The organism is Pseudomonas sp. Marseille-Q5299, assembly GCF_943737035.1.
GTDB lineage: Bacteria > Pseudomonadota > Gammaproteobacteria > Pseudomonadales > Pseudomonadaceae > Aquipseudomonas > Aquipseudomonas putida_E.
The window spans coordinates 194,381-208,526 of record NZ_CALSFR010000005.1 but is presented as its reverse complement, the minus strand read 5'-3'; the positions used below and the strand labels follow the sequence as shown (position 1 = coordinate 208,526).

Annotated in this window: 14 protein-coding genes; 9 read left to right on the top strand and 5 right to left on the bottom strand. The window is 61.7% G+C overall.

Annotated features, from left to right (window positions below):
- Nucleotides 1–471: 471 nt before the first annotated feature.
- Nucleotides 472–1,965 (bottom strand): CoA-acylating methylmalonate-semialdehyde dehydrogenase, encoded by a 1,494-nt coding sequence (locus NGJ21_RS17250; protein ID WP_119687806.1) that lies wholly within the window; start codon nt 1,963–1,965, stop codon nt 472–474.
- A gap of 73 nt (nt 1,966–2,038) precedes the next feature.
- Nucleotides 2,039–3,385 (bottom strand): omega-aminotransferase AptA, encoded by a 1,347-nt coding sequence (aptA, locus tag NGJ21_RS17245; RefSeq protein ID WP_046787872.1) that lies wholly within the window; start codon nt 3,383–3,385, stop codon nt 2,039–2,041.
- Between the two features lie 118 nt (nt 3,386–3,503).
- Here aptA and NGJ21_RS17240 point away from each other — a divergent pair, with 118 nt between their 5' ends.
- From NGJ21_RS17240 to NGJ21_RS17220, 5 genes are all read left to right on the top strand, one after another.
- Nucleotides 3,504–4,421 (top strand): LysR family transcriptional regulator, encoded by a 918-nt coding sequence (locus NGJ21_RS17240; protein WP_012316368.1) that lies wholly within the window; start codon nt 3,504–3,506, stop codon nt 4,419–4,421.
- Nucleotides 4,422–4,511: 90 nt separating this feature from the next.
- Nucleotides 4,512–5,174, top strand: coding sequence for a TetR/AcrR family transcriptional regulator (locus NGJ21_RS17235; protein ID WP_046787871.1), 663 nt, complete (start codon nt 4,512–4,514; stop codon nt 5,172–5,174).
- A gap of 9 nt (nt 5,175–5,183) precedes the next feature.
- Nucleotides 5,184–5,768 carry an IMPACT family protein gene (locus NGJ21_RS17230; protein ID WP_119687807.1) on the top strand — a complete coding sequence of 195 codons (585 nt, stop codon included), beginning with the start codon at nt 5,184–5,186 and terminating at the stop codon, nt 5,766–5,768.
- A 363-nt stretch (nt 5,769–6,131) separates the two neighbouring features.
- Nucleotides 6,132–6,818, top strand: a complete 687-nt coding sequence (locus NGJ21_RS17225) for an SDR family oxidoreductase (protein ID WP_115273817.1) — start codon at nt 6,132–6,134, stop codon at nt 6,816–6,818.
- A 106-nt stretch (nt 6,819–6,924) separates the two neighbouring features.
- Nucleotides 6,925–7,872 (top strand): adenosine deaminase, encoded by a 948-nt coding sequence (locus tag NGJ21_RS17220; RefSeq protein ID WP_119687808.1) that lies wholly within the window; start codon nt 6,925–6,927, stop codon nt 7,870–7,872.
- 18 nt (nt 7,873–7,890) lie between these two features.
- Here the strand turns inward: NGJ21_RS17220 and NGJ21_RS17215 are convergent, their stop codons facing one another.
- Complete coding sequence (locus NGJ21_RS17215) at nt 7,891–8,598, bottom strand: ArsR/SmtB family transcription factor (RefSeq protein WP_046787867.1); 708 nt, start codon at nt 8,596–8,598, stop codon at nt 7,891–7,893.
- 494 nt (nt 8,599–9,092) lie between these two features.
- Here NGJ21_RS17215 and NGJ21_RS17210 point away from each other — a divergent pair, with 494 nt between their 5' ends.
- Nucleotides 9,093–9,290, top strand: a complete 198-nt coding sequence (locus NGJ21_RS17210) for a hypothetical protein (protein ID WP_080952191.1) — start codon at nt 9,093–9,095, stop codon at nt 9,288–9,290.
- Here NGJ21_RS17210 and NGJ21_RS17205 read toward each other — a convergent pair.
- On the bottom strand, nt 9,241–10,422 hold the full coding sequence (locus tag NGJ21_RS17205) for a multidrug effflux MFS transporter (protein ID WP_251962435.1): 1,182 nt from the start codon (nt 10,420–10,422) through the stop codon (nt 9,241–9,243). The genes NGJ21_RS17210 and NGJ21_RS17205 overlap by 50 nt on opposite strands.
- A 108-nt stretch (nt 10,423–10,530) precedes the next feature.
- Nucleotides 10,531–10,728 carry a heavy-metal-associated domain-containing protein gene (locus NGJ21_RS17200; RefSeq protein WP_046787865.1) on the bottom strand — a complete coding sequence of 66 codons (198 nt, stop codon included), beginning with the start codon at nt 10,726–10,728 and terminating at the stop codon, nt 10,531–10,533.
- A 145-nt stretch (nt 10,729–10,873) separates the two neighbouring features.
- On the opposite strand from NGJ21_RS17200, the gene NGJ21_RS17195 reads away from it, so the two are divergent.
- The 3 genes from NGJ21_RS17195 to cueR are packed head-to-tail and all read left to right on the top strand — an operon-like array spanning nt 10,874 to nt 14,113.
- Nucleotides 10,874–11,260 (top strand): hypothetical protein, encoded by a 387-nt coding sequence (locus NGJ21_RS17195; protein WP_046787864.1) that lies wholly within the window; start codon nt 10,874–10,876, stop codon nt 11,258–11,260.
- 52 nt (nt 11,261–11,312) lie between these two features.
- Nucleotides 11,313–13,712 carry a heavy metal translocating P-type ATPase gene (locus NGJ21_RS17190; RefSeq protein WP_251962434.1) on the top strand — a complete coding sequence of 800 codons (2,400 nt, stop codon included), beginning with the start codon at nt 11,313–11,315 and terminating at the stop codon, nt 13,710–13,712.
- A complete protein-coding gene (gene cueR / locus NGJ21_RS17185) occupies nt 13,709–14,113 on the top strand; it encodes a Cu(I)-responsive transcriptional regulator (protein ID WP_046787862.1) in 405 nt (134 codons plus the stop codon). Before NGJ21_RS17190 ends, cueR begins: the two co-directional genes overlap by 4 nt.
- Nucleotides 14,114–14,146: the final 33 nt, after the last annotated feature.

Sequence of the window (14,146 nt, the reverse complement as noted above, 5' to 3'; positions counted from 1 at the left end):
GATAATCTTTCTGACTATCAGTCCGTACTCACAAGCACCCACACGAATTGCTTGATTCGATTTGTTAAAGAGCGTTTGGTTAAGAGCTTTTCGTCTCAACCGAGGCGCGCATTCTACGCTTTCCTCAGAGCCTGTCAAGCGTTTATTTTGAAGTTTTTCCGAGAAACTCGTTTAACTTCAGACACTTAACTCGCTGCGATCTCTCGTAGCGGAAGGCGAATCATACAGCGTTTAGAAGCGCTGTCAACCACCATTTCAACCGCTATCGATCAGACGACCGAAGCACCACCAGCACCACCTGGATTAAGCAACTCTTTGAATTTCAAGGAGTTTCTCGCTCCGACTACGCTGGAAGTGGGGCGCATTATAAGGGGATTCGGACGCCCGTCAAGGCTTAATTTCAATAAACCTTGATATCGCCTAAAACAAAGCGGGGAGGCCTATCGGCCTCCCCGCTTCGCTTCTCACGCCTTAAAGGCTAGGGAAGGCAAATTGCGACGCCTCATGGCTCGCACGCTGCGGCCAACGCTGGGTAATCGCCTTGCGACGGGTATAGAACCGTACCCCATCCGGCCCATAAGCATGCAGGTCGCCAAACAGCGAGCGCTTCCAGCCACCAAAGCTGTGGTACGCCACAGGCACCGGCAGCGGCACGTTCACACCAACCATGCCCACTTCGATCTCATCACAGAACAGGCGTGCCGCCTCACCATCACGGGTAAAGATACAGGTCCCGTTACCATACTCGTGATCGTTGATCAGCTGCATGGCCTGCTCCAGGCTGTTCACACGCACCACGCACAGCACAGGGCCGAAGATCTCTTCTTTATAGATGCGCATCTCTGGCGTCACCTTGTCGAACAGGGTGCCACCCACGAAGTAGCCGTCTTCATTACCCGCCACACGGAAACCACGGCCATCCACCACCAGCTTGGCGCCAGCAGAAACACCGTCATCGATGTACCCCACTACCTTGTCACGGGCAGCAGCAGTCACCAGCGGCCCCATGTCCAGGCCGCACGAGGTGCCGGCACCGATCTTGAGCGCCTTGATCTGCGGCTCCAGCTTGGCGATCAGCGCATCGGCAACCTGGTCGCCCACACACACCGCCACCGAAATAGCCATGCAACGCTCGCCGCACGAACCGTAGGCAGCGCCCATCAGTGCGCTGACGGCGTTGTCCAGGTCGGCATCCGGCATCAGCACTGCGTGGTTCTTCGCGCCACCCAAGGCTTGCACGCGCTTGCCGCGCTTGGTGCCTTCGGCATAAATGTACTCGGCGATCGGGGTCGAGCCCACAAAGCTCAGCGCTTTCACTTCCGGCGCCTCGATCAGCGCGTCCACAGCTTCCTTGTCCCCGTGCACCACGTTGAGGATACCCTTGGGCAGGCCGGCCTCCAGCAGCAACTGGGCAATGTACAAGGTCGAACTCGGGTCACGCTCGGACGGCTTGAGGATAAAGGCGTTACCGCAAGCGATGGCCAACGGGTACATCCACAGGGGGACCATGGCCGGGAAGTTGAACGGCGTAATACCGGCGACCACGCCCAGCGGCTGGAAGTCGGACCAGGCATCGATGTTCGGGCCGACGTTACGGCTGTATTCACCCTTGAGCACCTCAGGCGCTGCGCAGGCGAACTCGACGTTCTCGATACCGCGCTTGAGTTCGCCAGCCGCGTCTTCCAGCGTCTTGCCATGCTCTTCGCTGATCATCTGCGAGATGCGTGCTTCGTTCTGCTCCAGCAGTTGCTTGAAGCGGAACATCACCTGGGCACGCTTGGCCGGCGGGGTGTTGCGCCAGGCCGGGAATGCAGCCTTGGCAGAGTCGATCGCTTCCTGAACGGTCGCGCGGCTGGCCAGCTCGACCTTGCGTACTGCCTGGCCAGTGGACGGGTTGAAGACATCGGCGGTGCGCTCACCCTTGGAAACCAGCTCGCCGTGGATCAGGTGCTGAACAATGCTCATGCAAAACTCCAGATAAAGAAGGTTGATGCTGGCGCGCAAACAGCTCACGCGCCTTACGTCAGAATCGGAAAGATCAGTCGATCTTGTTCAGCGCTTCACCGACCGCGTCGAACAGACGGTCCAGTTCCTGCGGCTGTGTATTGAACGTTGGGCCAAACTGCAAGGTGTCGCCGCCGAAGCGCACGTAGAAGCCGGCTTGCCACAGCTTCATCGCGGCTTCATACGGACGGACAATGGCATCGCCATCGCGGGCAGCGATCTGGATCGCGCCGGCCAGGCCGTAGTTACGGATATCGACGACGTTCTTGGTGCCCTTCACGCCGTGCAACAGCTTCTCGAAGTGCGGCGCCAGCTCGGCGGCGGACTGCACCAGATTTTCCTTCTGCAGCAGGTCCAGCGCGGCGATACCGGCGGCACAGGCTACCGGGTGGGCCGAGTAGGTATAGCCGTGCGGGAATTCCACAGCGTATTCCGGGGTCGGCTGGTTCATGAAGGTCTGGTAGATCTCGCTGCTGGCGATCACCGCGCCCATCGGAATGGCGCCGTTGGTGACCTGCTTGGCGATGCACATAAGGTCAGGGGTCACGCCAAAGGCCTCAGAACCCGTCATGGCGCCCATGCGACCGAAGCCGGTGATCACTTCGTCGAAGATCAGCAGGATATTGTGCTGGGTGCAGATTTCACGCAGGCGCTTCAGGTAGCCCTTAGGCGGCGGCAGTACACCAGCCGAACCCGCAAGCGGCTCGACAATCACAGCTGCGATGTTCGACGCATCGTGCAGTTCGATCAGCTTGAGCATTTCATCAGCCAGGGCGATGCCGCCCTCTTCCGGCAGGCCTTTGGAGAAGGCATTGACCGGCAGCACAGTGTGCGGCAAATGGTCGACGTCCAGTAGCTGGCCAAACATCTTGCGGTTGCCGTTTACGCCACCCAGGCTGGTACCAGCGATGTTCACACCGTGGTAACCACGGGCACGGCCAATGATTTTGGTCTTGGTGGCCTGGCCCTTCAGGCGCCAGTAGGCGCGGACCATCTTCAGCGCGGTATCGGCGCACTCGGAACCGGAGTTGGTATAAAAGACGTGATTCAGGTCACCGGGGGTCAGCGCGGTGATCTTCTCGGCCAACTGGAACGAAAGCGGGTGACCGAACTGGAAGGCAGGGGAGTAATCCAGGGTGCCGAGCTGACGTGCAACCGCCTCGGTGATTTCCTTGCGGGTATGCCCGGCACCACAGGTCCACAGGCCCGACAAGGCATCGAAGATCCTGCGCCCTTTGTCATCGACCAGGTAATTGCCTTCGGCCGCCACGATCAGCCGTGGGTCGCGATGGAAATTGCGGTTGGCGGTGTAAGGCATCCAGTGCGCATCCAGCTTGAGCTGGCTTGCGATACCGGCAGGAGCGGTCTCGGGCATGTTCATCGGCGGTTCCTCGAAAAACGAATAGGCAACGATGGATGTTGTTGCAGCTAAATTCGCACGTGGATAAAGTCTGAAAAAGACTACATTTCTAATCTTCAGGTAGCGCAAGACTAAACTTATGAGCCGACGTCCCGACCCACTCGCCCAAGTCAGCGATTTCGACATCCGCCTGCTGAAGATCTACCGCAGCGTGGTCGAGTGCGGCGGCTTCTCGGCTGCCGAAAACGTGCTGGGCATTGGCCGCTCGGCCATCAGCCAGCAGATGAATGACCTGGAGCAACGCCTGGGCCTGCGCCTGTGCCAGCGTGGCCGCGCCGGTTTTTCGCTGACCGAGGAGGGCCGCGAGGTTTACCACTCGGCCCTGCAACTGCTCAGTGCGCTGGAAACCTTCCGTACCGAAGTCAACGGCCTGCACCAGCATCTGCGCGGGGAGCTGAACATCGGCCTGACCGATAACCTGGTGACCCTGCCGCACATGCGCATCACCCATGCATTGGCCGAACTCAAGGATCGCGGCCCCGAGGTGCGCATCCAGATCCGCATGATCGCCCCAAGCCAGGTCGAGCAGGGTGTGCTCGATGGCAGCCTGCATGTCGGCGTGGTGCCGCAGACCAGCCCGCTATCCGGCCTTGAGTACCAACCGCTGTACAGCGAACGCTCGCTGCTCTATTGCGCGGTTGGCCATCCGCTGTTCTATGCCGACGATCAACAGATCGACGAAGCCCGCCTCAACAGCCAGGAGGCGATCGCTCCGACCTTCCGCTTGCCCGCCGAAATTCAGGCCCATTATCAGGCCCTGAACTGCACCGCCAGCGCCTCGGACCGTGAGGGCATGGCATTTCTGATCCTTACCGGCCGCTACATCGGCTACCTGCCCGACCACTACGCCACGTTCTGGGTTCAGCAAGGTCGCCTGCGCGCCCTCAAGCCCTCGCAGCGCTTCTATGACCTGAGCCTGAGCTGGGTAACGCGCAAGGGCCGGCGGCCGAACCTGGTACTGGAAAGCTTCCTTGAAAGCCTGGCTGCGACACGCTGATGCCTGCTTGTGACGCTAATGCTTGTTACTTGAGCGCAGGAAGGTAATCTTGTCCGACATCCGTTGCCACAGACCTGTACGGAATCGTCCATGACCCTAGAAGTCCCTGCGCATCGCCTATCCGCCTCGGGCAAGCCCGCTGGCCGCATCCGCCAGAAGAACGAACAGGCCATCATCCAGGCCGCCGAAGACGAGTTCGCCCGCCATGGCTTCAAGGGCACCAGCATGAACACCATTGCGCTGAAGGCCGGTTTGCCCAAGGCCAACCTGCATTACTACTTCACCAACAAGCTCGGCCTGTACATTGCCGTGTTGAGCAACATCATCGAGCTCTGGGACAGCACCTTCAACGCCTTGAGCGTCGATGACGATCCCGGTGCTGCGTTGAGCCATTACATCCGCACCAAGATGGAATTCTCCCGGCGCAATCCGCAAGCCTCGCGGATCTTCGCCATGGAGGTGATCAGCGGAGGCACTTGCCTGACCGAGTACTTCAGCGCCGACTACCGCGAGTGGTTCCGGGGCCGGGCGGCGGTGTTCGAGGCCTGGATCGCGGCAGGCAAGATGGACCCGGTAGACCCGGTTCACCTGATATTCCTGCTATGGGGCAGCACCCAGCACTATGCCGACTTCGCCACCCAGATCTGCCAGGTGACCGGCCGCAGCCGCCTGACCAAGCAAGACATGGAAGATGCGAGCAACAACCTTATCCACATCATCCTCAAGGGGTGCGGCATCGCGCCGAGTGCCTGACATCGACTTATGCCTTCTACCCTGCTCGACCTCTGCGAGTTTCGCGAGGAAATCCGCAAAAGCCGCTTCATTACCCTCGCCGGCCCGATATCCAGTGCCGCCGAGGCGATGGGTTTCATTGAACGCCATAGCGACCCGGCTGCCACGCACAACTGCTGGGCCTGGAAGCTGGGCGGGCAATACCGCAGCAGCGATGACGGCGAACCCGGCGGCACGGCCGGCAGGCCAATCCTGGCTGCTATCGAAGCCCAGGACTGTGACCAGGTCGTGGTATTGGTGATCCGCTGGTACGGCGGCATCCAGCTAGGCACCGGCGGCCTGGCCCGGGCTTATGGTGGCGGTGCCAACAAGTGCCTGCAGCAGGCGCCGAAAAGGCTGCTGGTGCAACGCAGCGAGTACCGCTGCAGCTGCAGCTTCAGCGAACTGGCCCTGGTCAAACTGCGCCTGGCAGAAGTCGACGCGTTGGTGCTGGAAGAACGGTTCACCGCCAACGGGGTGGATCTGCACATTGCGGTAGGCGAAGCACACATCGGCGCGCTGCAACAGCAACTGGCCGACCTCAGCCGCGGGCGCATCCTCTTGGAAGCCTGCTGACCTTTGCCCACAACAACTGTGGGCCTGCCTGTGGATAAGCTTGGGGCACTCTGATGCAGGCCACGCCCATCAAGGCCTGCAGAGCATTGAGCGTTTTTTGACCACTGCATGATGAAAAGCTCGACCCGCTGAGCTGTCAAGAGTTATCCCCAATCGTCAAGCGTATAACACTACGGCCGCTTGGTAGTTTGCACACATTAACTGTGGAATAGCCTGTGGATAACCCGTTAGCCAACAAGCGAAGCACCCGGGCGCACACAGCCAAACGCCGTTGCTCATTTCTTGACCAGTGTTGATGCGGCGCATGACGCCAGGCTGAAGTATGCTCAAATCCTTTTCTTCTACCGCGACAGGAATGCTCCTATGACCACTCCACGAACTGCCCTCATCATCGGCGCCTCCCGCGGGCTTGGCCTTGGCCTGGTGCAGCGCCTTCACGAAGATGGCTGGAACATTACAGCCACGGTGCGTGACCCGCAAAAAACCGGCGCACTCGGCGAAGTGCCTGGGGTGCGCGTCGAGCAGCTGGAAATGAACGACACCGCACAGCTCGATGGCCTGAAGCAGCGCCTGCATGGCGAAGTCTTCGACCTGGTGTTCGTCAATGCCGGCGTCATGGGGCCGCTGCCGCAGGACCTGGAAACCGTGCAGCGCAGTGAAATCGGCGACCTGTTCATGACCAACGCCGTGGCGCCGATCCGCGTCGCCCGACGCCTGGCCGGCCAGGTGCGTGAAGGCTCGGGCGTGTTGGCGTTCATGAGCTCGATCCTGGGTAGCGTGACCATCCCCGACGGTGGCGAGGTCTGCCTGTACAAGGCCAGCAAGGCCGCCCTGAACTCGATGATCAACAGCTTCGTGGTCGATCTGCAGCGACCTGGCCTTTGCGTATTGGCCATGCACCCGGGTTGGGTAAAGACCGACATGGGCGGCGAGAACGCCGAAATCGACGTACTCACCAGTACCCAAGGCATGCTCGAACAGATCAAGGCGCAAAGCGGCAATGGCGGGCTGCGCTTCATCAACTACAAGGGCGAATCGCTCGTCTGGTGAGTTGAACCTGATCGGTGGTTGAAACAATGCAGGGCCAGGCCGGGCGCAATGCCCGGCCTGGCCCTGTAGAATGGCGGCAACCGTACCTGATTTGAGAACACCCACTATGTATGAATGGTTGAACGCCCTGCCCAAGGCTGAACTGCACCTGCACCTGGAAGGCTCACTGGAACCCGAGCTGCTGTTCGCCCTGGCCGAGCGCAACAAGATCGCCCTGCCCTGGAACGACGTCGAAGCCCTGCGTAGCGCTTACGCCTTCAACAATCTGCAGGAATTCCTCGACCTTTATTACCAAGGTGCGGACGTGCTGCGCACTGAGCAGGACTTCTACGACCTGACCTGGGCCTACCTGCAGCGCTGCAAGGCGCAGAATGTCATCCACACCGAACCGTTCTTCGACCCACAGACCCACACTGACCGTGGCATCCCGTTCGAAGTGGTGCTCAATGGTATCAACCAGGCACTCAAGGATGGTCGTGAGCAGCTGGGTATCAGCAGCGGCCTCATCCTGAGCTTCCTGCGCCACCTGAGCGAAGAAGAAGCACAGAAAACCTTGGACCAGGCCCTGCCCTTCCGCGACGCGTTCATCGCGGTAGGCCTGGACAGCTCCGAGAAAGGCCACCCGCCGAGCAAGTTCCAGCGCGTCTTCGACCGTGCCCGCAGCGAAGGCTTCGAGGCCGTGGCCCACGCTGGCGAGGAAGGACCACCCGAGTACATCTGGGAAGCCCTCGACCTGCTCAAGATCAAGCGCATCGACCATGGCGTGCGCGCCATGGAAGACGAGCGCCTGATGCAACGCATCATCGACGAGCAGATCCCGCTCACCGTGTGCCCACTGTCCAATACCAAACTCTGTGTGTTCGACCACATGAGCCAGCACAACATCCTCGACATGCTCGAGCGCGGCGTGAAAGTGACCGTGAACTCGGATGACCCCGCCTACTTCGGCGGCTACGTCACCGAAAACTTCCATGCCTTGCACACTCACCTGGGCATGACCGAAGACCAGGCTCGCCGCCTCGCGCAGAACAGCCTGGACGCACGGTTGGTCTGACCGGACACGGCGTTGCGGTTACCCCACCTGCAACGTCGGAACGCGGGCAATGCGATTGATCTGCTGAATCCCCAGGGCCGAGATCTGCAATGCCCGCGTATTCTCGGCCTCACGTATCCATCCCGATTGCAGGAACAAGGTGAGCAAGGCCTGCCCCAGGCTACCGCCAAGATGAGGCCCCTGGTCGCTCCACTCATTACAGTGGCAGATCACGCAACCGCGCTGCTGCTGAGGTGCCAGTGCATCGATATAGACGCCAATGCTTGCCAACTGCGCCCGGCCCTTCTCACTGACCATCATCTGATGCACGCTGCCCTCCAGCCAGCCTGCTACCACCAATCGGTGATAGAGCTCACCGGCCAGCTCGCCGCCCAGGTGATCAGCGCAGCGACGCGCCCGGCGCATCGACATTGGCATCGGCAGCGGCTTGGCCTGCGCGCCCCTGTCATTACCCAGTTGCACACTGGCCAAGGCTTCTACGGCTGCGCCCACCTGGGGCGTCGCCAGCCGGAAGTAACGCTTGCGACCGCGCGCCTCAAGCCTGAGCAGGCCTGCCGAAGACAGCAATGACAAATGGGCGCAGGCCGAGGAGGAGGTCAACCCAGCCATCATCGCCAGCTCATCGGTCGGTCGCGGCGTGCCATCAATCAGCGCCCACAACATGGCGCTCCGCTTGGGGTCGGCCATCAGGCCGGCAATCTGACTGATACTGCTGACTGTATTCATGTCCCTTTAACTCCCTGCAAGATCACATCTGAATTCCAATGGCCAACATTGGCAACGCCGATTGCCCCCTAGCTGCTACCGGCCTGGCACCGGGGTCAGTATAAGCCGCATGAAAGCCCGCTCTAGCAGCCGTGCAGACAGACCTTTGGGTCAAAGGGGGATGGGTAGGGCAACCCTTGATCCATTGAGATAGGCGAACGACCCCCGCCTCAGTTTTAGGTGACAGGCATCAGACCGCGAAATAAAGGGGAAGAAACAACGCACGAGGAAGAATGGCCCCGTGCGGGCAGCGACTCTGCCGACAGCGCCGTTCCATAAATAGCGCAAATAAAAGCGAAGGTTCGACACCCTGCAGAAATTGCATCTGGAAGCGTCCGACGCCCCTGCCGGAAAATGCCCTGACCGCCAGTCAGGACACCCATTCATGCCCTGGCACCACGTAACCGCAGCGCTACACTTGACCCGCTCTCCCCACCATTCGGAGGTATGCCGCGATGGAGATTATCGTCAGTGCGTCCAACCGCAACCCCAACTGCCCCTGGGAGGTCAGGCTCGACCAGCATGTGGTGAGCTTCCGCAGCGAAGCAGAAGCACGTGCCTTCGTCGTCACGCTGGAAGCCCGTTTGCGCGCGCCTCACCCGCTCAAGCCGGACGCGTGGCCTGCAAGCGCCGGGTCAACAGCGCAACACTGACCACCAGTGCCCCGCACAGGCTGATTACCAACGCCATGGGCACTGCACTGCCGTCATGCAGCAGGCTGACCAAAGCTGCCGCGCCTGCGGCGACGCTGAATTGCAGGCACCCCATCAAGGCCGAGGCGCTGCCGGCGCGTACGCCCTGGCCGCTCATGGCGCACGCCGAAGCATTGGGGATGATGCAGCCCAGGCTGGCGATGCAGATGAACAGCGGCACCAGCAATGGCCATAGTTCAGCCGGGCGCAGCGCTGCTACAGCGAGCAACGCCAGGGCCGCGACCAGGTACAGCCAGACGGCACGCACCAGCAGGAAGGCCGGACCACGCTTAGCCAGCATGCGCGCGTTGATCTGCGCCACCAGGATGAAACCTGCCGCATTGGTACCGAACAGCCAGCCGTAGTGTTCGGCCGGCACACCGTAGAGCTTGATGAACACGAAAGGTGAACCCGCGATGTAGGCAAACATACCTGCGATGGCGATCCCCCCTGTAAGGGCATGGCCAAAGAACGTGCGGTCAGCCAACAACCGCACGTACTGGCGCAATGCGCCGGATAAAGGCTGGCGTGGCATATGCGCGGGTAAGCTCTCGGGCAACCCCAGGCCGACCGCCACCAGGCAAGCAGCGCTGAACAGGCTCAATGTCAGGAAAATCGACTGCCAACCAGCCAGGTTAACCAGTACGCCGCCGAGCATCGGCGCCAGAATGGGCGCCAACCCCATCACCAGCATCAGTTGTGAGAACACTTTGGCCGACGCCACCGGGTCGCACTTGTCGCTGACGATGGCCCGTGACAACACCATGCCGGCGCAGCCGCCCAACGCCTGGACGAAGCGTGCCAGGATCAGCGTGTCGAGGTTAGGCGCGTAGGCACAGGCCAGCGACGCCAGGGTAAACAGCGCTACGCCGAACAGCAGCGGTTTGCGCCGGCCAAAGCGGTCGGCCATCGGCCCATAGGCCAGTTGCCCCAGCGACAAGCCGAGGAAGTAGGCAGCCAGAGTGGTCTGGACATGTTTTTCGTCGGTGGCGAACGCCTGCGCCATGGCCGGGAAGGCGGGCAGGTAGAAGTCGATCGCCAGCGGCCCGAACGCACTGAGTGCGCCCAGGATAAGCACCATTCGCAGGTTCATCAGGAATCCATAGCAGGCTAAGCAAGTGCGTAAGTCTACCTGCAGTGGACAGTATCAGCATGAAAACATTTGCAACAAAACAGGGCCGCAAACACGGCCCCTTCCAACTCAAGCCACCTCAGCCTGGTAGCCCTCTTCACGAATCGCAGCCAGCAACTGCTCAGCACCCAGAGCGCTCTGCACACGCACCTGCTTGCCGGCCAGGTCGACCTCGACCTGGGCGTTTGCATCCTGTTCCTGCACCGCGCGGGTCACCGCCTTAACGCAGTGGCCACAAGTCATGCCTTGTACGTTGAACACTTGCATGGGTGTTGCCTCCTTCAGGGTTTAACTCAGTTTCAAGCTTGCCATCGGGGCAAGGTCAAGTTCTGCATCCAACGGCCGGGCTGGAAATCCGCACCAACCTCGGCCAAGCTGCGCCTTTGACGATTCGGCAAGCAGGAGATTCTTCATGTTCAGGACAGCACTGGGCGTTGTCGGGCTATTGGGCACGCTGGCCGCGGTGCCACCGGCAAGCGCCGAAGGCAACTCGGACTACAGCGTGCTGATCATTTCACGCGAACGCCTGGAAGTGGCCACCAGCTGCGAAATCGGTGTCTACCTCAACGACCAGCTTTCCGGGCGCGTATTCCAGGAACAGTCGACCTCTTTCAACCTGCCGCCCGGCCCTGTTGATGTACGCTTGCGCCTGCTGCCGGGGCAGATGCCCGGCTGCGCGCCCGGCCTGGAAGACCAGCGCAGCACGCGACTGACCCTGCAGGCGGGCCAGATCAACAAGTACCGCATTGCCATGGGCCACAATGGGCTGGTACTGAGGCGAGCCAACCTGGACTATTGACCTTCCCCACATGGCAAGGTTGATGCTGGTGGCCTGTCCAAGGAGGAGAGCCATGCCCGCATCCACTGTATTCGACCTGCCGATCTGCGGCATGACCTGCGCCAGCTGTGCCGGCCGGGTCGAGCGCGCTCTGCGCAAGGTCAGCGGCGCTGAACAGGTCAGCGTCAACCTCGCCAACGAACAGGCCAGGGTCCAGGCCCCGGCCGGCAGCCTGCCCGCCCTGGTCGAGGCTGTGCGCGGCGCCGGGTACGAGGTACCGACCCGCACCGTAGAGCTACAGATCGATGGCATGACCTGCGCCAGTTGCGTCGGCCGAGTCGAGCGCGCGCTCGGTAAACTACCGGGCGTTGAACAGGTCAGTGTCAACCTTGCCAACGAACGTGCCCACCTTCAGGTGCTGCAGGGCGTTGATGACAACCTGCTGCTCGGCGCGGTCGAAAAGGCCGGCTACAGTGCCAGCCTGCCGCTGTCGGTCAACAATGACCAGGAAGCCGTCCAGCGCCGCCTGCGCAACGAACGTCTGGCCGTCGGCGCTGCCCTTTTGCTGGCCCTGCCCCTGGTGTTGCCGATGCTGCTTCAACCGTTTGGTCTGCACTGGATGCTGCCGGCCTGGGCGCAATTCGCGCTGGCCACCCCCGTGCAGTTCATCCTTGGCGCACGCTTTTATGTGGCGGCCTACAAGGCTGTGCGCGCCGGCACCGGCAACATGGACCTGCTGGTCGCGCTGGGCACCAGTGCCGGTTACGGTCTTAGCCTGTACCAATGGGCCAAGGCATCTGCCGGGATGGCCCCGCACCTGTACTTCGAGGCATCGGCGGTGGTGATCGCCCTGGTGTTGCTGGGCAAGTACCTGGAAAGCCGGGCCAAACGCCAGACCGCCAGCGCCATACGGGCCCTCGAAGCGCTGCGCCCAGAGCGCGCAATGAGGGTGCTCGATGGCCATGAAGAAGACGTTGCAATTGCCCAATTGCGGCTCGGTGACCTGGTGCTGGTCAAGCCAGGGGAGCGCTTCCCGGTCGATGGTGAAGTGGAAGAAGGCAGCAGCCACGCTGACGAAGCCCTGATCAGCGGCGAGAGCCTGCCAGTACCCAAGCAACCCGGCGATAGCGTTACCGGCGGCGCGATCAACGGCGAGGGTCGGCTGCTGGTGCGCACCAGGGCATTGGGCACAGAAACCGTGCTGGCCCGCATCATCCGCCTGGTCGAAGACGCCCAGGCGGCCAAGGCGCCCATCCAGAAACTGGTGGACCGGGTCAGCCAGATCTTCGTCCCGGCCGTGCTGGTCATCGCACTGCTGACCCTGATCGGTTGGTCGCTGGCCGGCGCCCCGCTGGAGACCGCGCTGATCAATGCCGTTGCCGTGCTGGTGATTGCCTGCCCTTGCGCCCTTGGCCTGGCCACACCTGCAGCGATCATGGCGGGTACAGGCGTTGCCGCGCGCCACGGCATCCTGATCAAGGACGCCGAGGCGCTGGAGCGCGCACATGCGGTGAACCGCGTGGTGTTCGACAAAACCGGAACGCTCACCTCCGGCAGCCCGCGCGTTGTCCACAGCCAGGCCCTGGTCGGTGATAGTGCCGAGTTGCACCGCCTGGCGGGGGCCCTGCAACGTGGCAGCGAACACCCCTTGGCCAAGGCGGTACTCGACGCCTGCACCGAGCAAGGCCTAAAGGTTCCCACGGTAGCCGACAGCCAGTCGCTTACCGGCCGCGGCATCGCTGGCCGGGTGGAAGGCCGCGAACTGGCGCTGGGCAATCGGCGCCTGCTCGACGAGTGCAACCTGCAACCCGGCGCCCTCGCCACAGAAGCACAGGCCTGGGAAGCCGAAGGCCGTACCCTGTCCTGGCTGATTGAACGAGGCGCACAACCTCGCGTGCTGGGGCTGTTCGCCTTCGGCGACAGCATCAAGCCCGGTGCCGACCAGGCCATCGCAGCCCTGCGCAAGCGCCATATCAGCAGCCACCTGCTGACCGGTGACAATCGCGGCAGCGCCAAGGTGGTAGCCGATACCCTAGGCATCGATGACGTGCACGCCGAAGTGCTGCCAGCCGACAAGGCCGCCACGGTAGCCGAACTGAAAAAGCACGGTGTGGTGGCGATGGTCGGCGACGGTATCAACGATGCCCCAGCGCTTGCCGCCGCCGATATCGGCATCGCCATGGGCGGGGGCACCGACGTGGCCATGCAGGCAGCCGGCATCACACTGATGCGTGGCGACCCACGCCTGGTGCCTGCCGCCCTGGAAATCAGCCGCAAGACCTATGCGAAAATTCGCCAGAACCTGTTCTGGGCATTCATCTATAACCTCATCGGCATCCCACTGGCCGCACTGGGTTACCTGAACCCGGTACTGGCCGGTGCCGCCATGGCGCTGTCCAGCGTCAGCGTGGTGAGCAATGCCTTGTGGCTCAAGACCTGGAAACCCACCAGCACCTCGCAGGAGGCCCCATGAATATCGGCCAGGCCGCCCGCCGCAGCGGGCTCAGCACCAAGATGATCCGCTATTACGAAGCCATAGGCCTGCTCAAACCGGCCACCCGCAGCGACAGCGGCTACCGCCTGTACCAGCCAGAGGACCTGCACAGCCTGGCCTTCATCAAGCGCTCACGCGACCTGGGGTTTTCCCTGGAAGAGGTGGGCAAGCTGCTGACCCTGTGGCAGGACCGGCAACGCGCCAGCGCTGATGTGAAGGCTCTGGCTCTGCAACACATCGATGAACTGAACCGGCGCATTGAGGAGTTGGCCAGCCTGCGTGACACATTGAGCGAACTGGTAGCCCACTGCAAAGGCAATGACCGGCCTGACTGCCCGATACTCAAAGATCTCGCACAAGGGGGCGAGTGCTGTCACTGACGCGTTTGACCACCACGCCCAGACATTTGGTAT